Raw genomic sequence first — 22,806 nt, 5'->3', positions numbered from 1 at the left:
TTAACTCGAAAGATGTACGACGGCTCCATGCTGCGGGATCCGGCACGACCAGATCTGAAGGCGACGTGGAAGCACGTCGTGGTCGCGCTGCTGTTGTCCGCATCAACAGGCGCGTGGGCTCAAGATGCCGACCTCGGCGCAGGCGAAACCGCGACATCGCGGGCCGAGATCCGAAAAATCATCGACCATGAGACGGCGAGGACCAATCTGCCCGCCGACATCGCGGACGCCGTCGCTTTCGTCGAAAGCGGCTACAACTCGGCCGTCGTCGGCAGCGCCGGCGAGCGCGGCCTGATGCAGGTGCGGCTCGAGGCCGCGGCCTCGCTCGGCTTCAAGGGAAACGCTGCCGAGCTCGCCGAGCCGGATATCAACATCCATTACGGCGTGCTTCTGCTCAGCCAGGCCTGGCGCCTCACCGGCGGGGACCTCTGCCGCACGCTGATGAAATATCGCTCCAGCCGCGACGAGGGGGAGATCAACCCTCGGTCGCAGGTCTATTGCAATCGCGCCCGCAACCGGCTTGTCGCGATGAACTCGCCAGCCACCGTCACCCCTGATGCGGCCGTCCCACCGTCGGCACAAGCGCCGGTCCCCACGATAGCGCCGGCGCCGGAAACGGCATCTGCCAAACCTGAAAAGCCGCGGACGCGCCCCAGGCTGGCGCAGCCCAAGGACGTCTACGCCCACTACATCAGGGGCACGGCCGCCGCATCCAGGGCCTATTGGGCCGCGCATGAGGCCAGGGTCAGCCGCATCAAGGCCCGCATCGAAGCCAGGTGGCGGCGGACGGCCTCGCGTTAACGGTCGTTCGTCACGACGCGGACGCGGCTCTTGACTGGAACGTCATGGTCGATGGAATACTACGGACGCCCCCTTTTCGGGGTAGCTGCAGCGATTAAGCCAACAGTCCTTTTGCGTAACCCCGAATAAAGACCATGCACAACAGTTTGAGAGTATTGTTTGCGATCTTCGCAACCGCGGCCGTGGCCACGTCGACCTTCATCGCCATCCGGTTCCTGGTCGGGTTCAGTGGCTGAAGCAAAATGTGCCGCCGTGGCCTTGACCGGCACGACGCAGCCTCGGGAATTGCCGCCTAGAGGCGCTCGCTGAGCGCGAGCTTGTAACCGACGCCGGTGACAGTGGCGATCACAGGCGTGCCGCTGCCCACGAGCTTGCGGCGCAGCCGCGCCACCAGCGCATCGACCGTGCGGATGTCGACCTCGGCCTGACGGTTGCTGACGACCTCGATCAGATAGTCGCGGCTGAGCGGCCGCCCGTCCGCTCCGACCAGGGCGGCGAGCAGGTCGAACTCGGCCCGCGTCAGCGCCACCGGCTTGCCGTCACTGCCCAAGAGCTCCCGCCGCGTCAGATCGATGATCCAGTCGCCGAAGGCGATCGAATTGTGATTGCGCGCCGCCTTGCGGTCGATCGAGCGCCGCCGCAGCACGCTGCGCGCGCGCGCCAGCAGATCACGCAGATTAATCGGCTTGGTGACGTAATGATCGCCGGCGATCTCGAGGCCCAGGATGCGGTCGACGTCGGTGTCGCGGCGGGTCACGAAGATGATGCCGGCGTTGCTGGTCGCCTGGATCTCCTTGGCGAGGTCGAAGCCATCGCCATCCGGCAACTGCACGTCGAGGAAGACGAGGTCGGTGCGGGCGCGCAGCGCCTGGCGGCATTCCGCGCAGGTGCCGGCGCCGACCACGTCGAAATTGTTCTCGCTGAAGTAACCAACCAGCATCGTTCGCGTCACGGGATCGTCTTCGACGACGATCAGGCGCTCGCGCCCGACCGGCCGCAATTCCTGAAGTGCGGAATCAGCCACGATGTTGGATGTCCTGTGTGCGTGCGACTGGGCTTGAAAACTCAAGTCGCCGCGTGATGCGTTGTCCTGTGAACGTACATTCACGGCTTGTTCGAGCCCCTCAAACTGCCTGCCGAATACTAGGCGGGTTGTGTCGCCCAAACAATATAGGTCACGGTATTGCAGTATTAACTATGAATTGCCCCACACTTCTCATTGAGCGCATCTATACTCCGTGAGCTCCAATTCGATGGCTTCCGGCACCAGTAATTTCGTTAATCCGAATTCGATTTCAACCGCCGGTTCGATCGCTGAAGCGGATCGGATCGGCCCAGAAGCGGACCAACGCGGGCGCTTGCGTGATGATCGTCACAGAGCCGCCGCTTGCCTTCCTGCATGCTCCGACTACTTTGGACCACATTGCGCGACAGGGGCGGCAATGGGCGCGGTTCGACTACTGGCTTTGATGCTTTGTTCCATCTGGTTGGCCTGCGGATCGGCTCAGGCCGAGCGTCGAGTTGCGCTGGTGATCGGCAATTCCGCTTACAAGAACGTGCCGAAGCTGGGCAACCCGGTGAACGACGCCGCCCTCGTTGGTGACATGTTGAAGAAGGCCGGGTTTGAGGGAGTCTACATCAAGACCGACCTCAACGGCATCGAGATGCGAAAGGCCCTGCGCGACTTTGGTGCGAGAGCGCGAGAGGCGGATGTCGCGATCATTTACTATGCTGGTCACGGCATCGAATTTGACGGGACGAACTACCTGATCCCGACCGATGCAACTCTCGAAACCGACAGCGACGTGCTCGATGAGACCGTGGGGCTTGACCGCGCTCTCTTCGCCATTGAGCCTGCGAAGCAGCTGCGGCTCATCATCCTGGACGCCTGCCGCGACAATCCCTTCGCCAAGACGATGAAGCGAACAGTCGCCGCTCGTTCAATCGGGCGCGGCCTTGCGAAGGTCGAGCCAACAAGCCCAAACACCATGATCGCATTCGCCGCCAAGGCAGGGTCCACCGCTTCGGATGGCGATGCCAAAGATAGCCCCTTTGCAATAGCACTCGTTGATCGGCTGCCGACGCCGGGTTTGGACCTGCGCAAGGCATTCGGCTTCGTCCGCGACGATGTTCTCAAGAACACCGGCTATGCGCAGGAGCCATACATTTACGGCTCGCTAGGCGGTGACGATGTTGCGCTCGTTCCGGCAAAGCCAGTTGCTCCCTCGTCGGATGACCACGACGCCGCTATGCAGCGAAACTACGAGCTTGCGCTCCAGATCGGTACGAAGCCGGTGTGGGATGCTTTCATCGAAAAATATCCGCTCGGATTCTTCACCGCGCTCGCAAAAGCGCAGCGCGACAGGCTGGCGGCGGAAGAGGCGCGCGTCGCCGCCACCGAGAAAGCCAAGACGGCGCTGGAGGAAAAGGCCCGGCTCGCAGCCGAGGGGGCAAAGCAGGCCGAGCAGGCCAAGGCTGCCCAGCAAGCCAAGCTCGCCGAGCAAGAGAGGATCATCGCTGAACTCACCAAGCAGGCGCAGGAAGCAAAGGTAGCGGCGGCCGAACGCGAAAAAGCGGCGGCTCAGGCCAAGGTCGCGGAGGAAGCGAAAGCTGCCGAGGAAGCAAAGGCCGCGGAGGCTGCAAGAGTGGCCAAGACCCAGGCTGAAGCGGAACGCTTAAGCGCGGCTGAGGCTGCGAAACCTGCCGTCGACAAAAAAGCAGAGTCCGAGCCGAAGGTAACCGAACAGAAGGTTGCGGCCCTTGCACCGGTGGATGGTACGCCGGCGCCGGTGTCCGCAGTCGATCTGCCACGTGCTTTGCAGTCCGAATTGCGCCGGGTTGGCTGCAACACTGAGACGATCGACGGCGACTGGAACATCGCCTCGCAGCGTGCGCTCGAGCTGTTCAACAAATTTGCGGGGACGAAGCTGGAAGTTAAGACCGCGAGCTCGGATGCGCTCGACGCCGTGAAGGCGAAGACCTCGCGGATCTGCCCGCTGATCTGCGAACACGGTTTTCGGGCCGATGGCGAACGCTGCGTGAAGATTACCTGTCGCTCGGGCTATCGAATCAATGACGATAACGATTGCCAAAAGATAGGGGGAAAAGAACCGCTGGCGAAGCGCGAAGAGCCCAAACCAAAGCGCGATTTAGAGCGCAAGGATGCGGAGTCTGCGCCGTCGAAGCCCCAGGCTTCGGGACAAATGATTTGCGGCATGGCAGGATGCCGCCCGGTTGCAAAGGGCTGCAGGCTAGAAGTCAAACCCCGCTCTTACGGCACTTCCCAACCTGCCACTGTCGAAGTCTGCAACTGACCGCACATCACAGCGGCTAACGATGTCAGCGCAAAGTGAGGCTCCTGGTGACAGGCACAGACCTCACATTGCCCCAGCGGGGCAATTGATCCACTCGAGAGCAAACGCCATGGAAGTCATCCTGCTCGGCACCGGCGGCCCGTGTCCGGACCCGCACCGCATGGCGACGACCACGCTGATCAGGGTCGGTGAGGAGAACATCCTGTTCGACGCCGGCCGCGGCGTCATGGTGCAGCTCAGCAAGGCCGGTGTGCCGCTCGGCGCCATCAATACGGTGTTTCTCACCCACCATCATTTCGATCACATCGGCGACCTCTACGATGTGATGCTGAATTCGTGGATGTATGGGCGCAAGGACGATCTGCGGATCTTTGGACCTCCGGACACCGAACGGCTCGTCAACACGCTTGTGACCCAGGTCTACGACAAGGACATCGCCTGGCGCGATCAGGGCGAGCCGACCTTTGGCGGCTGGAAGCCGGTTGTCGCGACCGACATCATTCCCGGCCCGGTCCTCGACACGGGCCGCTGGAAGATCAGTGCCGAGCTCGTTTCGCATGGCGACGGCCTCGACATGTCACCGGCGTTTCTCGCGCGCTGGATGTGCCTCGGTTACCGCTTCGAAGCGGAAGGCAAGGTCATCGCCATTTCCGGCGACACCGTCCCCTGCCCCGGCCTCGAGCGGCTGGCCGAGGGCGCCGACCTGCTCGTGCAGGTTTGCTTTCTGGCAACGCCGGAGATCAACAACGAGCATTTCCGCAGGCTGGCGAAATACACGATCGCTTGCGGTGACACGGTCGGCAAGATCGCAGCCAAGGCCGGTGTCAAGAAGCTGGCGCTGACCCATCACCGTCCCCGCACCGACGACGCCATGCTGACCGCGCTGCTCGCGGACGTCAGGCAGGACTATTCGGGTCCCGTCGTGCTCGGCGAAGACCTCACGCGCATCGAGGTATGACAGCCAGGACGCGGCCTCATTAAGGCGCAACCATAGCCTCGTAGCGCGTCGCTACCCGACGACATTCTTGGGAGTTTGGATCATGGGGTCGGTCCAAGCGTAACGCTTCTGGCCGGTCCCGGACACTTTGTGATGGCCGTCACATACCGACCGGAGCGATGATGCCAAATGTGGTCGCAGCGGCATCGGATGATCGCGCCAACCAAAGAGACATGTGATGACTGATACAATCGGAAGCAACAATACGCATAACAACAAGACGGAACTGACAGCGCAGGACCTTGAGAAGGTTAGCGGTGGCATGAAGACCGATCCCAACCATGTGAGCAGCGATGTTATCGACGCGCGCGGCGGCTCGCTTACATTTATGGGGTTGACCTTTACGAGGGACGTGAATGGCAAAGTGCACATGAGCTGAAACGGCCTAGGCCTGCCCACGGATGACGGCGTTCTGGCGCCTCGCACGCGCCTTAGTCTAGGACGTGCCGACCTCGATCCGGAACGAGGCTTGTTCCTCTGCGCCGGGCGCAATGTGCATCAGGCCAGGCTTGTCAGTGAACTCGCCGTCAAAGCCGACTGAGCTTGCGTAACCGCGCCAGGGCTCGATGCAGACGAACGGCGCGCCCGACGGCTTCGACCAGATTCCGAGCTCGCGAAAGCCGCGCCATGACATTCTGAGCCAGGGTCCAGTGCCCTGCCCGGCCGCATAGCGGACCGCGGCGCTGTTGACGGGATTGAGGATGACGGCGTCGTTGGTGAACAAGGCTTCCGACAGCGGAAGCACGGTGCCCCGAACCGGGCTAGGGTCGGCAGCTTCGAGCAGGAGGCCGCCCTCGACACGGCAAATCGGAGACGGCTCCTCCTTCGTGAACGTCAGCGCATAGCTCTCCTTCGGCACGCCGGCCTGAAGCGGCCAGTTGAAAGCCGGATGGCCACCGAGCGACACCGGCAAGGTCTCGTTGCCGGTATTCACGACCGTGAGCGTGAGATCGAGACCGGAATCGTCGAGCACATAGGCTGCAGTCAGCCGGAACGCGAACGGATAACGCTCGCGCGTCGTCACGCTGTCTTCGAGCACCAGCGTGCACCGGCTCTCGTCACATGCAAACAGGTTGTCGCGTGCGAAACCGTGCTGGGTCATCCGGTATGTCTTGCCCCGGTGCCGCAATTCGTCATTGGCAAGACGCCCGACGATCGGAAACAGCAACGGCGCATGGCGCGGCCAGACCGGTTCGGCCTGCCAGACGAATTCGACACCGTCCTCGTGCCTGAGCGAGCACATCTCGGCGCCCTGGGCCTTGATGGTTGCGGCGAGGGAGCCGCTGCGGATCGTGTACGTGTCGCTCATGCCCAAGCCTCTTGTGAATTTGACCTCAGGGCAATGGCCCCCAGGATTCCTTCGCTTTCCCCAGCCACTGACCAACTCCGAAAAACAACTCGACGACCGAATTCGTGCAGATGATCTGGTAACAGGCCGAGCCGATGTGGTCCAGCAAGCATCGCCATGACGACAAAGAAGACATGACCACGAAGCGCGGCGGCCCGACATTCAGATCTCACCTCTGCCGATCGCAAATGAGCTGCGGGATACGAGCGCGCTCCAGTCCATTCGCAGGATCAATTCGCAATACAAGAATAGATGATGTTGAAGCCGCGTTGCCGTGACGAGCCCATTCGAAACGCTAGTGCCTGATCCGTGGTTTGCGCGCCGCAAGCCATTTCATTCAGCCTGGTGTCAGACACATGGCGCGATCAGCACTTTCGCAACGACAAACGCCATTCTCCCGACGCCGTTCCGGCCTCAATCAATCATACTGCGTCGCTACGCCATTCATCGGAAGGCGCAGATAAAAAGAAAGGTCATCTCCAGCCCGCGGAAGCGTGATATCGATGTCGACTTATTGCAGAACATCCGGCCTCCTGCTTTGCTTGATACTGTCGCTGATTGTCAGCCCGGCGAGCGCTCAATCTCCCGTCAACAAGGACGTCCTCGTTTACGGCGGTACAGCTGCCGGCGTCATGACCGCCTATGCAGCCGCGCGCCAGGGCTCGCATGTCGTGCTTCTCGAGCCGGGCCATCATCTCGGCGGCATGGTCACCGGAGGCCTTTCCGCCACCGACCTCGGCAATCCGGAGGTCATCGGCGGATATGCGAGACTGTTTTATCGCCGCGTTGCCGAGCATTACGGCCGATCTCGCCTCGACCGCACAACGGATTGGCTCGCGGAGCCGCATGTTTCCGAGGACACCTTCGGCGCGATGCTCGGTGAAGCCGGTGTCGAGGTCGTGTTCGGCGCGCGGCTGCGCGAACATCACGGCGTATCCGTCGAAAATCACAAGATCGTTTCCGTGACGAGCGAGGATAGCCACGTATGGCGCGCCAAAGTCTTTGTGGACTGCAGCTACGAAGGCGATCTTCTGGCACAGTCAGGCACGACATATACCTGGGGCCGCGAAAGCACGCAGACTTACGGCGAGACGCTTGCCGGCGTACGCACCATCACGCCGCAGCACCAGTTTCGCTGGCCGATATCAGCCTATCGCAACGACCACCAACTCTATCCGGAGATCTCGTCGAGCCCGCTCCCGACAGCCGGAAGCGGCGACAAGAACGTCCAGGCCTACAATTATCGTCTCGTTCTGACCGATGATCCCGCAAATCGTCTGCCGCTTCCCAAACCGGACGGCTACGATTCAACCCAATTTGCGTTGCTGGCGCGATACCTGCAGGACTTTCAATCGCACATGGGACGCGAACCCTCGCTCACGGATTTTTTGTACCCGGTCCGGCTTCCGAACCACAAGGCCGACTTCAACAACAACGGGCCGTTCTCGAGCGACTATATCGGCCATAGCGACGCCTATCCGGATGCCTCCTACCAGGACAAGCAACGGATCCGCGCCGAACATCTTCGCTACACCCAGGGACTGCTCTACTTTCTCAGCCACGATCCGGTCGTGCCTGCGACACTCAAGAGCCAGCTCAATGCATGGGGCCTGCCGAAGGACGAGTTCTCGGACAGCAGCCACTGGCCAAGAGAATTGTACATCCGCGAGGGACGACGCATGGTTGGCGCCTATGTCGTGACACAGGCGGATCTGCAGACAAACCGCGCCAAGCCGGATTCGATCGGGATGGGGTCGTACAACAGCGACTCCCATAACGTGCAGCGGGTCGTGATGCCCGATGGATCGATCCGCAACGAGGGAGACATGCAAGTCCCCGTGCAGCCATACCAGATCCCCTATCGGGTGATGACGCCTCGCAAGGACGAATTGCAGAACCTGCTGGTGCCGGTCTGCCTGTCCGCTTCTCACGTCGCCTATTCCTCGCTGCGCATGGAGCCGCAATACATGATCCTCGGGCAAGCCGCAGGCGTCGCCGGAGCGCTCGCGGCCGAGAGCGGCATGGCAGTGCAGGACATTCCGATCGCGCGGTTACAACGCGAGCTTCTGAAGGCAGGCGCTGTTCTCGACCTGATAGAAGAAGGCATCTTTGGCCCGTGATCCCGACGGGCACCGAACCGGGCTCGCCGGATTGCTCGGAGATCGCGCGCAGTTCCGCTGACGGCGCCAGGCTGTTCAGCGCATCCGCCCTTCGCGGTCTCAGGGCCGGACGTGTTCGATCGCGCATGGAACATCGCTCCGTCATATTTTCGTGCCTAACAATTGCTCTCTAGCGGCGCATCGGCTGGCCCGATCCGTGCACAGCTAGGACAATATGACGATACAGTCTCCGACACGCTCTCTGCCGAGCAGCACCAACCTGAAGATCTCCATCAACGGCCGCTTTCTCTCGCAAGCGCTGACGGGCGTTCAGCGCTATGCCGCTGAAATCGTCAAAGCCATCGACCACGCATTGGCGACGGGGCGCTTTCCGGCACGACTGCACGATTGCGAATGGCAACTGCTGATTCCACCGGATGTCCGCGACGTGCTTCGTCTCGAGAAAATCAAGGTTCGAAAGATCGGGCGCTTGAGCGGCCACGCCTGGGATCAGGTCGATCTGGCGCGCGCGGCCGCGGGCGGACGCTTGATAAGCTTGGCGAATTCAGGACCCGTGCTGCATCGTGACCAAATCGTGGTCATTCACGATGCCCAGGTTTTTCGTCGCCCGGACTTCTTCGGCTGGCGCTATCGCACGGTTCATCGCGCCATGGATCGATTGCTGGCGCGTAGCGCAACCATCGCGACAGTTTCGGACTTCTCGCGTCATGAGCTTGCCGACGTCCTGAATCTACCCGCGTCCCGGATTCCGGTGCTCCCCAACAGCGCGGAGCACTTTGCAAAAACGGTTCCCGATGATGACATTCTCGGCCGGCTGGGGCTTTGCTCCCACAGCTATTTTCTCTTCATCGGCTCAATGACGAAGAACAAGAATCTCGCCGTGGCAATGCGCGCCATCCGGTCGCTGGACCGGCCGGATGTTCCACTTGTCATCGTCGGCGGCCACAACAGCAGCGTCTTTCAGGATAATTTAGGCAAGGCAACCCCGAATATCATCATGGCGGGCCGCCTGACTGACAACGAAATCGCCGCACTCTATGCACACGCGTCAGCGTTTGTATTTCCTTCTCTCTATGAAGGCTTCGGTGTGCCTCCGCTTGAGGCAATGCTGTTCGGATGTCCGGTCATTGCCTCGACAGCCGCCGCAGTCAGGGAAACCTGCGGCGACGCGGCTGCCTATTTCGACGCCAACGATTCGGATGCTCTGCGTCAATGCATGCAAGCACGGCTGGCTGCCGGCGCAATCTCCGAGAGTGAGCGAAAGCGGCAGCAGGATCGACTCGCGCAGTTTTCATGGCAGCGATCTGCAGACGCACTGCTGCAATTCCTGGCGGAACGGCGCATCAACTGACGCGCGCAAACCGATCGAATACTCGTAAATTCTTTTGGTTCCGTCTGCAGAGAAAAATTTTCGTGACGACGACGGATGCACTGTTGGCGCAACAACACCACACGCTCGTCAAAATGTTGCTTCGTATTGGGAGGATCGTCCGCGCCACTGCCGACGCCTACGAAGGGACCCAGTGATGTCAGGCTCGCTCCAACGACCCATCAAGCTCTTGCACATCGCTGAAACGATCCGAGGCGGAATCGCGAGCTACCTGAATGAGCTGCATCCGCAGCAGCAAGCGAGCTTCGGCGCCGAGAACATCCATTATGTTGTGCCTTCGGATCACCGAGGCGATCTCGGCATTGATGACGTCCAGATGACGACATTCGAACGGTCGGGCCGCAGCATGTCCGGGCTCTTCAATATGCTGCGCGCGAGCTTGCAGGCAATCGACAGCTTCAAACCCGATGTGGTTCACCTGCACTCGTCGTTTGCGGGTCTGGTTCTCCGGCCTGCGCTCGCGGCAAGGCCGCAGGCCCCCAGCGTCATTTATTGTCCGCATGGCTGGGCCTTCTCTCGCGAGACCGGACGGCTGAGCCACCAGGTCTCGAAGGCTGCCGAGAACCTTCTTGCGCGAACCACGGATCGAATCATCTGCATCTCTGCAGATGAGTTCAACGAAGCCGTTCGCGCCGGGATTTCGGCCGATCGCCTCACATTGGTGCCCAACGGCATCTCGAAGACGCGTCCGGAGCCGCCGCCGGTGGCTGCGTTCTGGCCCTCGAAAAAGACCAAGGTGCTGTTCATCGGCCGGCTCGATCGACAAAAGGGCTATGACCTGCTGATCGAGGCGGCGAGGCGGCTCGAAGATGTACTTGATGTCCGCATCGTTGGCGCCTCCGTCGTCAACAAGTTCGACGGCCCACCGGTCCCTTCCAACGTCACCCTGCTCGGCTGGCTCGACCGCCGCGAGATCGAAACCCATCTGGAGGCCGCCGACCTCGTTGTGATCCCCTCTCGCTGGGAAGCCTTCGGTCTGGTCGCGCTGGAAGCGATGCGCGCGGCCAAGCCGATCTTGGCGTTTCGGATCGGAGCATTGCCGGAGATCGTGGTCGATGGCGTGACCGGCGTGCTTTGCGAGCCAGTTACCGCCGCGGAGCTGGTCCAGGGCTTCCAACGCGCGCTCGACCTCGACCTGAAAGTGCTGGGGCACCGCGGCTACGAGCGCTTCAAGCAATATTACGATGTGCAGAAGACCCATCGGCAGCTCCGGCAGGTCTACATGGAAGTGCTGCAGAGCGACGAGCGCCGTCCCGAAGAGCAGGTGCAACTGCAACAGGACGTGTCGAGCAACGCCTGAGCAGACTTGAAACCCTGGCGCCGCAGCGCGCCCAGGGATCGGACAAATGGATCGCCATCGGGAGCATCCATGGCAGCATGAGCGAGGACCGTGGTGAGCGCGATCTGAACGATGCAAAGCACCTTAAGAAGCGCCACGCGGCACATCCTCATCGGGCTCGTCGCCCTCGGTTTATCGACCTCCGGCGGGCTCGCTCAGACCGCGCAGCCGCTCGACAGCAAGTTCTTGCTGGGTGTCGGCACGCATCAGGGACTGGGCGGCCCGGTCAGCTCGCGCGGCTACACACCTTCGACCAATATCGGCCAGATCAGGGATTTGGGCGTCAACGCGTTCCGCGACGATTTTCCGTGGTCTGACTTCGAACAGCCCGGAGGCCGGATCGGGTTTACCCCGCAGCTCGGCCGACTGGATGCTCAAATCAAGTCGGCCGTTGCCCGCCCCTTCCTCATCCTGGCTTTCGGCCACCATCTCGTGCCGAATTCCATGCCGCCGACGACGGACGAGGCACGACAGCGCTTCGCCGCCTATGCATCGGCCGCAGCGCACGCGGTCGCGCCGCAGCGCCCGGTGTTCGAACTCTGGAATGAATGGAATCTCGCGGCCAAGAAAGACGCGGCATTCTCGGCCGAAAACTATCTGGCGTTGGCCAAGACCGTACAGCCCGCGGTCAAGCAAGCCGCGCCCGGCGCCCCTTTCGTGGTCGGCGCGATTGGCGATGATCCCGGCTGGAGCTGGACCCAGCAGATGCTGCAATCCGGCATTCTTCAATATGCCGATGGCGTCTCGATCCATCTCTATAATTTTTGCATGGGACCTTCCCGGCGCAATTCGGCGGAGGTCGTCGACCGGCTGAGCGCCTTTCATCGCCTGGTGACCGACGCCAGCGGCAACCCGACCTTTCCAATTTATGTGACGGAAGCAGGCTGGCCGACGGCGAACAACAAATGCGGCGTCAGTGAGCAGGCACAGGCCGACAATATGGCCCAGCTCATCCTCTGGGCTTCGACCGCCTCATCCTGGCTCAAGGGCATCTGGCTGTACGAACTCAAGGACAGCGGAACGAATCCATCGGACCTCGAACACAATTTCGGCCTGTACCATTTCGACAATTCTCCGAAGCCGGCCGCCTGCGCGGTTCGTGACGCATGGGCCTTTGTCCGGTCGAGCACGAGCGCGGAAGGCAAGAAGCTGACGGGCGGTGTCACTGCGATCATCGCATCGACGCCGGCCGGCCGGCGCATAGCGATCTGGTCCGGGGATCCAAACCAACGCTTTGCCGTCCGGCTGCGATCGAGCGCCGCGGACGCGACTTACAGCCTTCCTTGCGAAGCTTCGTCGCAGCCCGCTTCAGGGGCATGGATGCCGGTGTCGAGCACGCCGCTCCTGGTCAACACGAATGCGGCTGCGGCTCCCGATTTCGACATCCGGCCGGAGAGGTGAGCGATGCCTGCGAGCACGCCAGCCAATGCGGTTGTGGATCAGTGGTTTCCTGCGTTCTCTAGAAAGAGATTGGCCCCATGAAAGTTCTTTTGACATCCTCGCTCTATCCGACCGCGAATGCACCGAAAGTCGTCGGCGGCGCCGAGATCTTTGCCCGCCGTTTCGCCGAAGGCCTGGCCGAAGCGGGCGACAAGGTGGAAGTGGTCCGCACCGCAACGTCGCTTGATCGACGTCCCGAAACACATAATGGCATCGATATCCATACCGCGCCCGTTCAGAACCTTTATCTGCCGTTCGACGAACCAAGGAACGCCGCGCTGCGCAGCGTGTGGCATGCGGTCGAGGATTGGCAGATCCTGGCGCCGATGATCGCGGAGCGAATCCGCGCCTTCAAGCCCGACGTCGTGCACTCCAACAATTTGTCGGGACTGACGACCGCGATCTGGAGGGTCGCGGCCCAACTTGGCGTGCCCGTGCTCCATACGATCCACGATTATTATCTCACCTGCCCCCGATGCTCGCGTTTCGATAAGGGACGGAGCTGCGAGCATACCTGCACCAGCTGCTCGCTGCTGACCTATCACCGCCGCCGCGCAACGCACTGGCTCAGCGCCGTGGTTGGCGTCAGCGAGCGGGTCCTGTCGATCCACACCGACCTCGGCCTGTTTGCGGACACGCCGATCCGCACCGTCATCCACAATGCCTCGACGGCGCCGCCAAGCGCGCCATATCTTCGTCCTGTCTGCACCAGCGAGGTCACATTCGGCTTCATCGGCCGCCTCACCGAAGAGAAGGGCATCGAGAACCTGATGCGGGCATTGGCCAACCTCCCCCGCGAACGTTTCAGGACGCTGATTGCTGGGCGGGTCAGTGACAGCGAGCAGCAAAGGCTGAAGGCGATGGCTCCCGACGCCCGTGTCGAGTTCATGGGGTTTGTTTCTCCCGACGAGTTCTACAAGGCCGTCGACGTGGTGATCGCGCCGTCGATCTGGCATGATCCCGGTCCGCTCGTCGTCGCCGATGCCAAGGCGGCGGGCCGGCCGCTGCTCGGAACCCGTTTTGGCGGAATGCCTGAGGCAATCGAGGACGGCGTCACGGGCTGGTTGACCGATTCCGACCCGACATCGCTTGCCAACAGCATGCTCGCCATCGCGGCGGACCCGCACAAGATCGTCGAGATCAGCGAACGCCTGGCAAGCGACAACAACAAATGGATGTTCTCCGACGTCATCATCGCCTATCGCAAACTGTACAGGCAGTTGCGCGACACGCAGCCGCGACAACAATACGCCAGAGCGGCCGCAGCATCATGATGGACCCGCAGACACGCGAACGCGTCCTTCGCGCAGACCCGAGCTGAGATCATCAGTCCCAAATGGCTCGCTTGTCTGCCGTTGCAGGTTACATTTATCAGAGCGCAACGGCGATCGTCCTGATCTTCGCGATCAGCCATTTGCTGGGCGCGGCGGATTACACCAGCTTTTCGCTGGCTCTGGCGTCGAGCCAATTGCTCTGCGTGTTGATGTTCGAGTGGCTGCAACTCGCCGGCCTGCGTTTCCTCTCTGCAGCCGGCGACCACGAGGCCGCGCGGCTGCGGTGGTCGCTGCTCTGCGCAGGCCTTTTGAGCGCGCTCGCGATTGTCTTGATCGGCGCCTGCGCCTCTTTGCTGAGCCCGCTTTCGCCTGGGGTCGTCGCCCTCGGCTTGAGCGTCGCCATGCTCCAGGGCTTTGCCGACCTCTACTTCCTGACGATCCGGCTGTGCGACCGCCTGGGCCTTGCATCCTGCCTCCTTGCCTTGCGCGCGACCGCAATTCTCGGCGGCGCCGTGGCAGGGGCGGCGTTATGGGGGTCTGCCGAAGCTACGCTGATCGGTGTTGCATCCGGCCAGGCGGCGGGCCTCGCCGCAGGTCTGATCACGCATCGGGCGAGGCTGGCGCGGGCGCCGCTTTCGCTCATGCTCCGCGACTGGTCCGAATTCTGCCGCTACGGCCTGCTGGCAGCCGGCGCTTCCGTCATCCATTTGTCGGTGCCCGTGCTATTGCGCTTCATCGTCGTCAGCCGCCTTGGGGCGACGGGCGCCAGCGCCGGTTTTTCGATCGCCCTCGATCTGCTTCAACGCCCTTTCGGCGTTCTCAACGCTGCAATTCACACGATCAGCTATCCCGAGGTCGTTCAGGACTTCGAACGCGGGGGCGCATCGAGGCCAGCCGATTCGGCCCGACGCATGTTCGAATTCATGGTCTGCACGACCGTCGTGCTGCTGGGGGGCCTGATCGGCTTCATCCCGGACGCAGCCCATATTCTTCTGGCGCAGGACAGCCTGGACGGCTTTCTGGCCACGGCGCCCATGGTGGCCTTGTTCTATTTCCTGCACCTCCATTTGCAGTCCACGGTCGCGCTCGTCCCGCATCTGGAGAAGCTCTCGGCCCGTCTGGTCGTGGTGGCGACCGCCCAGTTGATCATTGTGGCAGTCGCATCCGCCCTGGCGGCCGCGGCCGGCCTGTCGCCCCGTGGTGCAGTTGCCTGCGCCTCGGCGGGGACCGTGATCGTCATCCTGCTCGCACTGGGCCCAACGCTCCAATACGGTGCGGCCCCCCGCGCAATCCTGATCGTCCAGGCTCTTCTCGCGGCGATCCTGATCGGATCGCTCGCATCGATGCCGACCCAGCCGCTGCTCTGGCTCGCCGCCAAGATCCTGATTGCAGGACTTGCGGCCGCGGTGGTGGCCTGGCGAGGAGATTTCCTCATGCTGGCGCGCCACAGCAGAACTTGAGTTCCAGCTCCGGAACCGATACTCGATACCGATTCACAACTACCGCGAGAATTTGACGATTCAACCTTTACGAATATTCCTATGGCCATGCGCGCTTTAAAAAAAGGCAACACGCGTAAGCCACGCGACTTCGCAGTGCGCTTCAAGCGCGTCGCCGCACTGATGTTGCCGGTCTCGTGACCAGTCGCGCACGTGAGTGCGCAGATAATCAGCAGACCAGCCTGTCGAATTCTTGAAAGCGCCGCGGTCGTGCCATCCTACGTCGACATCGCCACGATATGCGTATCGTCGATGCGGCATCTGTTCCTGCACAAGGAACCTGCGTCGCACGATATTTGTCGCATCGATCTTTATCTGAAATTCACACTCGAAATCGAGAGTTGCGCCCAATCCCGCGAGCAATTCCGTTCGCTCTCTTTTGACTCGAGTGTGCAATGTCTGATCAGACCATTCTATCCGCCAGCGGCTTCATCAACTCGATCGGCGTCAACACCCACGCCGGCTTCGGATGGACGGACTACAACAATCTCGCAATGATGGGCGACGACCTGAAATATCTCGGGGTCACTCATCTTCGAGACGCGATGGCGACCAATCCGGCCGCGCAACCCGTCGTCGACGGCTTGGCGGCGGCCGGCTACAAGTTCGACTTCATCGTTTCGTCCGCTTTGCCCGGGCAAGGGTCGACCGGGCTTCAGAATTACGTAACCGCGCTCGATAAATTCCTGGCAAGTCATCCAGGCAGCATCAGCGCGATAGAGGGCCTGAACGAGGCGAATTCCCAGCCCTTCAGCTATCATGGCAGCTCGAGCCTCGGCGCGGCTGCCCAGTTTCAGAGCGCGCTCTACCACGCCGTGAAGGCGGATGGCGCGCTTTCGAGCATTCCGGTCTTCAACCTGTCGCTCGCATACAACGACCCGCAAGGGTACAACCAGCTCGGCAACATGGCGGGTTCGGTCGACTACGCCAACGCCCACGCCTATGTCAGCACCGGCTCGACCCCTGCCAGTTCGCTCGCTGCGACGCTGAGCGCCGTGGAGACCGCCGCCCCCGGCAAGCCGGTGGTCATCACCGAGACCGGCTACACGACCCAGGCCAACACCCAATATCTCGGCGTCGACGAGACCGTGCAGGCAAAATCGATTCTGAACACGCTGGTCGATGCCTATAAAGCCGGCGTGAGCTCGACCTATCTCTACGAACTGTTCGACCGGAATTCGTCGACGAGCGGCACCAACCCAGAAGATAAATACGGCCTGTTCCATTCCGACGGAACCCCGAAGCTGGCTGCCACGGCGATCCACAATCTCACGACCATCCTGGCCGACGACGGCTCGGGCGGCCATCAGCCGACTGATCCATTGAACTACACCCTGAGCAACATGCCTGCATCAGGCAGCAGCATGGTGCTGGGCAAGAGCAATGGCGCCTACGAGCTCGTCGTCTGGGCCGAGCCCAAGCTCTGGAATGATGCGACCGATACCGAGATATCGAACCCGACACAAACCGTCACCGTGAACCTCGGCGGGGTGCATCATTCCGTCAAGGTGTACGACACGATGGCCGGGACCAGCGCGATCGCCAGCTACACCGACGTGTCCTCGATCACGCTTCCGCTGAGTGACCATCCTCTCATCGTCGAGATCGATGCACCCGCAACAAGCTCACCTCCGCCGTCCGTTCCGGCCGACGTCACCGGCACCGCAGCTCAGATCGTCCCCCAGCTTTCCGATCTCAGCGCGTCCACAACGCTGAAGACGATCACCCTGACGGATACGCATGTCCTGCCGGTCGCCTCGAAGGCGACGCTGGACTACATCATCGCGCACTACGGCAATGCGCTGTCCAAGATCCAGGGTGGATATTCGTTCTCGGTGACGAACTCGGCTCCGGCATGGACCAGCACCCTCACCTACAGCGCAAACGGCAGCCTGGTCTCGACGTCGAACACCGGCCTGAACAGCAGTGGTCAACCGATCTCGACCACAATCAACTATGCCGACGGCTCGAAGGACGCGATCGGCTATACCGGCGGCGTGAAGACCACTTTCATTCATCTCGCGACCGACGGCACCCGAACCACCGATACCTACAACACGGCTGGTACGCTTCTCAGCGAAGTCGTCCAGAAATCGACCGGGTCCTATTCGACCACGCTCTACACCAACGGCGTCAAGACCGCGGCCTATGTCCTCAACGCTGACCACACCCAGGACAACTACACCTACAACATCAAGGGACAGAGCTACACCAGCCAGGTCCAGCACGTCGATACGACCGGCAAGGTCACCTCGGTGACCCGCACGCACGCCGATGGCTCGCTGGATTCGACCCAGATCTATAACAGCGACGGCAGCAGTGCCATCACCACCTACAGCGCGACCGGCGTCAAGCTGGTCGAGACCGACTATCACGCCGACCACAGCAAGGACGTGTGGACCTACAACATCACCGGACAGCCCTACACCACCGAACACGACATCTATGACACCACCGGCTTCCTCACGACCCTGGTGCGCCGTCACGCCGACGGCAGCTATGCCTTCAAGCTGGTTCAGAGCAGCGACGGCACCAAGACCAGCGACGTCTATGATGCGACCGGAAATCTGACCAGCGAGGTGGTCCAGAGGGCCGACGGCTTCTACTCGACGACGCTCTACAGCAACGGCGTGAAGACCCAAGCCTACGTGAAGAACCCGGATGGCAGCCAGGACAATTACAGCTACGGCATCACCGGGCAGAGCTACGCGACGCTGATCCAGCACGTCGACCCCTCCGGCAAGGTCACGGCGATCACCCGCAAGCACGCCGATGGAACGCTGGATTATACCAAGGTCATCAATTCCGATGGCAGCAGCGTCGTCACGACCTATGACGCCACGGGCACCAAGACCAAGGAGATCGACGCGCACGCCGACAACAGCCAGGACATCTGGCTCTACAATATCACCGGGCAGGCCTACACGACCGAGCACGATATCTATGACGCGACCGGATTCCTCACCACGCTGGTGCGGCGTCACGCCGACGGCAGCTACGCATTCAAGCTGGTGCAGAGCAGCGACGGCACCAAGACGACCGATTGGTATGACGCCACAGGCATTCTCACCAGCGAAGTGATTCAGAAGGCCAACGGCTTCGATTCGACGACCGTCTACACCCATGGCGTGAAGACCGCCGCCTATATCACCAACGCCGACCAGAGCCACGACAACTACAGCTACAACATCACCGGCCAGAGCTACGCCACCCAGCATCAGCATCTCGACGCATCAGGCAAGCTCACCGAGATGGACCGCACTCATGCGGACGGCACGCTGGACTACAGCCAGATCGTCAATTCCGACGGCAGCAGCGTCGTCAGCAACTACAATGCATCAGGCGTGAAGATGACCGAGACCGATTATCACGCGGATGGGTCAAAGGACGTCTTTCTCTACAACGTCGTCGGTCAGAACTACAGCACCGAGCACGACAGCTACGACACGACGGGCTTCCTCACCAACATCACGCGCACCCATGCTGACAACAGCCTGGCTTTCACCCTGGCGCAGACCAGCGACGGCACCAAGACCTCGGACTGGTACGACGCCAACGGCATCATCACCAGCGAGGTGGTGCAGAAGGCGGACGGTTACAGCTCGACGACCGTCTACACCGGAGGCGTGAAAACGGCGGCCTATATCACCAATGCCGACCACACGTCCGACAATTGGAGCTACAACGTCGCGGGTCAGAGCTACACGACCCAGCACCAGCATCTCGATACTGCCGGCAACATTATCTCGATCACCCGAACCCATGCCGACGGCACCCTCGACTACACGCAGGTGGTCAACAACGACGGCAGCAAGCTGACCGACATCTATGACAGCGCCGGCAACAAGACCCAGGAGGTCGCGAACAACGCCGACAGCACGAAAGATGTCTTCCTGTTCAACTTCAATGGCCAGCAGGGAACGACCCAGCACGAGCATTACAACGCGGCCAACGCGCTGCAATATTTCGATGATGCCAAGGCGGACGGTACCCACAACGTCACCGCGGTGGCCGCGGGCGTGACGGTTCAGGGTGGCAACGGCAATGACGTGTTCTCGACGGCTCCCGGATCCACGACCGTGGTTTACGACCATGGCCAGGATCAGATCGTCAACTTCCACGCCGGCGATGCCGCCAATCACGACATTATCGAGATCTCAAAACAGCTGGCGGCGGACTATAGTCATCTCCAGATCGCGCAATCGGGCAACGACACCCTTGTGACGGTGTCAGCCAATGATTCGGTCCTGCTGAAGAACATCGCTGTCGCGAACTTGACCAGCCACGACTTCATGTTTGTCTGAGAGATCGTAAGGAACGTCCGGACCGGCGAAGCTGCCGGTCCGGATCTGCACGACCAAGGCAGAGGCATCTGCCTTCCAAAGCGGCATGACCAAAGCGCCACACCTCCTGATGTCGTGCCATGCATCAGCGGCATTTCCGCCATGATCATTGACGCCGCGTTGCCCGCGCGGATATGCGCGACCTGCGAACTTGCGTCACAATTCGACTCTAGAAGGACATCACGCTTCGCAGGGAATACAATATCGATATGGAAGTCCGTGAACAAACTCGCTTTGTCGTTCTCGATTTCTATCGGTTCGTCGCAGCCCTCGGCGTCTTCATTTTTCATCTGAAGAACATCGACAAAGGCATCTCGCCGGTGTGGAACGGCTCATACGGGCTGTTCGTCGACATGTTCTTCATCCTTTCGGGGTTTGTGATCTCGTATTCCTATCCGGCCGGTTCCATCGGAATCCGCGGCTACGCTCGCTTTCTGGTCCGGCGGATTGCGCGAATCTATCCCCTGCATTTGCTGACCTTGCTCGCCTTCGTCGTGCTGGCCTGGATCGGGATCCAAGGCCCGACATCACATGCGAGCGCGCTGGACTTCGTCCACAACGCGCTTCTCGTCCAGGCCTGGGGGGTCACCGATCATCTCAGCTTCAACTCACCCTCCTGGTCGATCAGCGCGGAGCTGTTCTGCTACCTGCTGTTCCCGCTGCTGATGCTGCTGGCAGGGCGTGTCTCCGCGCTGACGCTTGCGATCATCGTGGCGAGCCTCTACGCCGTGCTGGCCCATGGACACCTGCCGATCTGGCAGGATCGGTCGCAAATGTATGGCGCCAATTTCGATTACGGCATGCTGCGGGCGCTTCCGAGCTTTTTGAACGGCATTCTGCTCGCGCTTCTGTTCAAGCAATTCCGCCATCATCGCAGCAAGGCGGTCGCCGTCGCGGGCATTGGCGTATTCCTCGCTTCAATCCTGATCCTGAACGTCTTTGCCAAGCCGGATCTCGCGATCATCCTGTTCTCGCTGGCCATCCTGCTGACCGCCGTCGGCGAAAGCGCCTTTGTCCGGTTCCCCGGCGCGAGCTGGCTCGGCCGGCTCGGCAACACGTCCTACGCCATCTACATGCTGCACGAACTGTTGCTGATCCTGGTGTTCAAGCCCGTCTGGCACCAGCTCGGACTGCAACCGGGCGCCTTTCCAATCTTCGCGCTGGCCTGCTGCCTCATTCTCACGATCGCAGCCGACGTGACCTACGTCCTGATCGAGAATCCGGCGCGAAAATTGATCAATCGCCTCGCACCGTCAGCCGAAACCAGGCGTCCCGCCGCTCCCGAGCCCGCTCGGGGCGAAACCCTGGAGCTGCGGCCGTCGGGACAAGCTGCGAACGCAGGTTGAGCTTCCTCAACCTCTCCTGCCCGCAAGGCCGCATCTAGGACCGTCGAAGCCGGATCGAGACTTCGTGCCAGACCCGAAGCGCGGCAGGGCGCGCGGTCAGCAGCACCGCGGCCAGATAGACGGCAGCGCCCAGCATCGTCAGCGACGCAAGGCGGAGCCAGGGCGATAGCGGGGGCAAATTATGAGATGCTCCGACGACCACCGCCGCCATGAGGGCCGAGCAGGCGAGCGCCGGCAACAGTGCGCCTGCGTAGCGCCGCACGGGGATCGACAGGATGCGCAACGATGCTCCGGCCGACAAAGGATACAGCAACACGGCGCGCACCACATAGCCGACCGCAATGGCAACCAGACCGAAGGGAGCGGCCGCGATGAAGATCGCGATGTTCGACGCCGCATAAATCAGCGTGAGCCAGGTCTGCCAATGCGGCTTGCCGAACGCCAGGATGACGGAATGATTGTAGAGCCCGATGGTCGTCAAGAATCCCGTCACCGAGATGATCGACAGCAGCGGCGCGGAAGCCGACCATTTCTCACCGAAAAAGGCGAGCATCAGATCCGGCGACAAAGCTGCAATGCCGGCGAAAATCGGCGCCGTTAGCAACGAGGTGTACATCACGAAATCGAGCAGCGCCTCGCTGGACGCCTTCCGATCGTGCTGAAGGCCCGCGACCGTTGCGAAAAACACCCGGTTGAGCGCATTTCCGATCACCGTGCTCACCGCATTCACGAGCCGCTTGGCGAGACTATAGAAGCCGGCGCCGGCCGCCCCCGTGTACCAGGTGACAAAGATCAGGTCCGAATTCGCGTTGGCGAAGTTCGTGATACCCGTGAGCGCCACGTAGCGGCCATAGCCGACGAGCTCAATCGCCTCACGGCGGCTGAAGCGGAAACCGGGACGCCACGGCGTCAGGGTCCATAGGCTGATCAATGACACCAGCGAGGTCGTGACCAACTGTCCGACGAGGGCAAGCACGCCGTAGCCGCTGATGGCCAGGGTCATGCCGATGGCTCCGCCGAGCGTGATCGAGAACAGGGTGCGAAGGGCGAGCGACCGGAATTCCTGGTTGCGCGTCAGCCAGGCCTCGTGGGTGCGGGACAGCCCCTGCACGGCAACCACGACGGAAAACCCCTTCAGCACGACGGCGAGGTCTCCCAGGCCGGAGAGGCGCTCGATCGCATTGCTGGACGCGAACAACAGCCCGGCAGCAACAAGCGAGAATCCAGCGATCAGCCAGAAAGATGCGTTGTAATCCTCGTCTTTCGGTTCGGCGCGCGCCTGGACGGCGATCGCGATGCTTTCGATCAGCACCGCACGGCAGAAATCCAGCACCAGCGCGCCCGTCGCCACGAGGCCAAGAATCTGCGGCGACAACAGACGCGCCATGATGACGTAGATGGCGAGCGTCAGCGCCTGCCCCACCGCAGAATCGAGTGTGGACCAGATGACGCCGGAGACGATCGAGCGCTTGATGTCGGCAGGCTCGCGAGCAAGTTGAAGGCTTGTCATAAGTTCAGACTAGGTATGAGCGCGCCAACGGCAGATCTGCACTTGCGCCGCGTGAGTGGTCCAAGAGTTGCCTCTTTCGACAGAC

General features: G+C 61.5%; 15 protein-coding genes. 12 read left to right on the top strand and 3 right to left on the bottom strand.

Annotated elements, in window-relative coordinates; all coding sequences use genetic code 11:
• The first annotated feature begins 27 nt into the window (after positions 1-27).
• Positions 28-801 carry a transglycosylase SLT domain-containing protein gene (locus Q0687_RS03030; RefSeq protein WP_298872075.1) on the top strand — a complete coding sequence of 258 codons (774 nt, stop codon included), beginning with the start codon at positions 28-30 and terminating at the stop codon, positions 799-801.
• A 292-nt stretch (positions 802-1,093) separates the two neighbouring features.
• Here Q0687_RS03030 and Q0687_RS03025 read toward each other — a convergent pair whose 3' ends face one another.
• Positions 1,094-1,909, bottom strand: coding sequence for a response regulator transcription factor (locus Q0687_RS03025; protein WP_298872072.1), 816 nt, complete (start codon positions 1,907-1,909; stop codon positions 1,094-1,096).
• Between the two features lie 334 nt (positions 1,910-2,243).
• Here Q0687_RS03025 and Q0687_RS03020 point away from each other — a divergent pair, with 334 nt between their 5' ends.
• The 3 genes from Q0687_RS03020 to Q0687_RS03010 all read left to right on the top strand — a co-directional run bounded on the left by Q0687_RS03020 (position 2,244) and on the right by Q0687_RS03010 (position 5,491).
• Positions 2,244-4,115 carry a caspase family protein gene (locus Q0687_RS03020; RefSeq protein ID WP_298872091.1) on the top strand — a complete coding sequence of 624 codons (1,872 nt, stop codon included), beginning with the start codon at positions 2,244-2,246 and terminating at the stop codon, positions 4,113-4,115.
• 109 nt (positions 4,116-4,224) lie between these two features.
• Complete coding sequence (locus Q0687_RS03015) at positions 4,225-5,073, top strand: MBL fold metallo-hydrolase (protein WP_298872069.1); 849 nt, start codon at positions 4,225-4,227, stop codon at positions 5,071-5,073.
• A gap of 217 nt (positions 5,074-5,290) precedes the next feature.
• Positions 5,291-5,491: a hypothetical protein gene (locus Q0687_RS03010; RefSeq protein WP_298872066.1), complete on the top strand. Its 201-nt coding sequence runs from the start codon at positions 5,291-5,293 to the stop codon at positions 5,489-5,491.
• Positions 5,492-5,548: 57 nt separating this feature from the next.
• Here the strand turns inward: Q0687_RS03010 and Q0687_RS03005 are convergent, their stop codons facing one another.
• Positions 5,549-6,421, bottom strand: coding sequence for an aldose 1-epimerase family protein (locus tag Q0687_RS03005; protein ID WP_298872064.1), 873 nt, complete (start codon positions 6,419-6,421; stop codon positions 5,549-5,551).
• A 542-nt stretch (positions 6,422-6,963) separates the two neighbouring features.
• On the opposite strand from Q0687_RS03005, the gene Q0687_RS03000 reads away from it, so the two are divergent.
• From Q0687_RS03000 to Q0687_RS02965, 8 genes are all read left to right on the top strand, one after another.
• Positions 6,964-8,580 (top strand): FAD-dependent oxidoreductase, encoded by a 1,617-nt coding sequence (locus Q0687_RS03000; protein WP_298872062.1) that lies wholly within the window; start codon positions 6,964-6,966, stop codon positions 8,578-8,580.
• A 214-nt stretch (positions 8,581-8,794) separates the two neighbouring features.
• Positions 8,795-9,931, top strand: coding sequence for a glycosyltransferase family 1 protein (locus Q0687_RS02995; RefSeq protein ID WP_363323919.1), 1,137 nt, complete (start codon positions 8,795-8,797; stop codon positions 9,929-9,931).
• 175 nt (positions 9,932-10,106) lie between these two features.
• Positions 10,107-11,270 (top strand): glycosyltransferase, encoded by a 1,164-nt coding sequence (locus Q0687_RS02990; protein WP_298872059.1) that lies wholly within the window; start codon positions 10,107-10,109, stop codon positions 11,268-11,270.
• A 111-nt stretch (positions 11,271-11,381) separates the two neighbouring features.
• A complete protein-coding gene (locus tag Q0687_RS02985; RefSeq protein WP_298872056.1) occupies positions 11,382-12,710 on the top strand; it encodes a cellulase family glycosylhydrolase in 1,329 nt (442 codons plus the stop codon).
• A 77-nt stretch (positions 12,711-12,787) separates the two neighbouring features.
• On the top strand, positions 12,788-14,023 hold the full coding sequence (locus Q0687_RS02980) for a glycosyltransferase family 4 protein (RefSeq protein ID WP_298872052.1): 1,236 nt from the start codon (positions 12,788-12,790) through the stop codon (positions 14,021-14,023).
• A gap of 140 nt (positions 14,024-14,163) precedes the next feature.
• Positions 14,164-15,483 carry a hypothetical protein gene (locus Q0687_RS02975; RefSeq protein ID WP_363323918.1) on the top strand — a complete coding sequence of 440 codons (1,320 nt, stop codon included), beginning with the start codon at positions 14,164-14,166 and terminating at the stop codon, positions 15,481-15,483.
• A 434-nt stretch (positions 15,484-15,917) separates the two neighbouring features.
• A complete protein-coding gene (locus Q0687_RS02970; protein WP_298872047.1) occupies positions 15,918-19,826 on the top strand; it encodes an RHS repeat protein in 3,909 nt (1,302 codons plus the stop codon).
• Positions 19,827-20,074: 248 nt separating this feature from the next.
• Positions 20,075-21,211 (top strand): acyltransferase, encoded by a 1,137-nt coding sequence (locus tag Q0687_RS02965; protein WP_298872045.1) that lies wholly within the window; start codon positions 20,075-20,077, stop codon positions 21,209-21,211.
• A 34-nt stretch (positions 21,212-21,245) separates the two neighbouring features.
• Here Q0687_RS02965 and Q0687_RS02960 read toward each other — a convergent pair whose 3' ends face one another.
• Positions 21,246-22,721, bottom strand: a complete 1,476-nt coding sequence (locus tag Q0687_RS02960) for a lipopolysaccharide biosynthesis protein (RefSeq protein WP_298872043.1) — start codon at positions 22,719-22,721, stop codon at positions 21,246-21,248.
• Between the last annotated feature and the right edge of the window lie 85 nt (positions 22,722-22,806).

It is taken from the genome of uncultured Bradyrhizobium sp. (assembly GCF_936928535.1).
In the GTDB taxonomy this organism is placed as follows: domain Bacteria; phylum Pseudomonadota; class Alphaproteobacteria; order Rhizobiales; family Xanthobacteraceae; genus Bradyrhizobium.
Note: the sequence above shows the minus strand (reverse complement) of the source record. Positions and strands in the feature narration are given on the sequence as shown.

What these genes read in the sequence shown, in the direction of transcription:
- Q0687_RS02995 (WP_363323919.1), top strand. Translation starts at nt 8,795, where the DNA reads ATGACGATACAGTCTCCGACACGCTCTCTGCCGAGCAGCACCAACCTG.
- Q0687_RS03000 (WP_298872062.1), top strand. Translation starts at nt 6,964, where the DNA reads ATGTCGACTTATTGCAGAACATCCGGCCTCCTGCTTTGCTTGATACTG.
- Q0687_RS02970 (WP_298872047.1), top strand. Translation starts at nt 15,918, where the DNA reads ATGTCTGATCAGACCATTCTATCCGCCAGCGGCTTCATCAACTCGATC.
- Q0687_RS03010 (WP_298872066.1), top strand. Translation starts at nt 5,291, where the DNA reads ATGACTGATACAATCGGAAGCAACAATACGCATAACAACAAGACGGAA.
- Q0687_RS02960 (WP_298872043.1), bottom strand. Translation starts at nt 22,721, where the DNA reads ATGACAAGCCTTCAACTTGCTCGCGAGCCTGCCGACATCAAGCGCTCG.
- Q0687_RS03030 (WP_298872075.1), top strand. Translation starts at nt 28, where the DNA reads ATGCTGCGGGATCCGGCACGACCAGATCTGAAGGCGACGTGGAAGCAC.
- Q0687_RS03020 (WP_298872091.1), top strand. Translation starts at nt 2,244, where the DNA reads ATGGGCGCGGTTCGACTACTGGCTTTGATGCTTTGTTCCATCTGGTTG.
- Q0687_RS03015 (WP_298872069.1), top strand. Translation starts at nt 4,225, where the DNA reads ATGGAAGTCATCCTGCTCGGCACCGGCGGCCCGTGTCCGGACCCGCAC.
- Q0687_RS03005 (WP_298872064.1), bottom strand. Translation starts at nt 6,421, where the DNA reads ATGAGCGACACGTACACGATCCGCAGCGGCTCCCTCGCCGCAACCATC.
- Q0687_RS02990 (WP_298872059.1), top strand. Translation starts at nt 10,107, where the DNA reads ATGTCAGGCTCGCTCCAACGACCCATCAAGCTCTTGCACATCGCTGAA.
- Q0687_RS02985 (WP_298872056.1), top strand. Translation starts at nt 11,382, where the DNA reads ATGCAAAGCACCTTAAGAAGCGCCACGCGGCACATCCTCATCGGGCTC.
- Q0687_RS02980 (WP_298872052.1), top strand. Translation starts at nt 12,788, where the DNA reads ATGAAAGTTCTTTTGACATCCTCGCTCTATCCGACCGCGAATGCACCG.
- Q0687_RS02965 (WP_298872045.1), top strand. Translation starts at nt 20,075, where the DNA reads ATGGAAGTCCGTGAACAAACTCGCTTTGTCGTTCTCGATTTCTATCGG.